Origin of the sequence: Acidovorax sp. HMWF018 (assembly GCF_003061035.1) — a bacterium.
Taxonomy (GTDB): domain Bacteria; phylum Pseudomonadota; class Gammaproteobacteria; order Burkholderiales; family Burkholderiaceae_C; genus Acidovorax; species Acidovorax delafieldii.
This window is the reverse complement of record NZ_QAIM01000587.1, coordinates 2,279-2,695: the sequence shown is the minus strand read 5'-3', so window position 1 is coordinate 2,695 and position 417 is coordinate 2,279. Positions and strand designations below refer to the sequence as shown.

1 pseudogene is annotated in these 417 nt (G+C 71.7%); it reads right to left on the bottom strand.

Going from position 1 to position 417, the window contains the following annotated elements:
* A pseudogene (locus DBR23_RS31715) lies at positions 1-417 on the bottom strand (MFS transporter); the annotation flags it as partial.

Genomic DNA, 417 nt, shown 5'->3' with positions numbered 1-417 from the left:
CCACCGGCCCCCAGGCCAGCAGCAACAGCCCGGCAGCAATCAGCGAGGCGCCCATCAGCGCCAGGCCCCGCTCACCCAGCAGCGCCAGCCAGCGGCGTGCCAGCAAGCTGTAGATAAGCCCGCCCACGCCATACAGCACCATCACCCCGCCGGCCGCCGAGGCCGACAGCCCAAACCCGTCCACCATGCGTGCGGGCACAAAAGCCAGCGTGCCAAAGGCCAGAGCGCCCTCCACCGCCACCACGGTCAGCACCCAGCGCACCCGGGGCATGCGCAGCAGCGCGGCCGTGTTGGCCAGGTAAGCCGACAGCGAAAACGCGGGCGGCACCGCATTGCCAGCCGCAGGTGCCGGCGTTCTGGCCGCCATAGCGCGGGCCTGCCGCCAGAGCAGGCTGGCGGCGGTCAAAAACAGCAGCG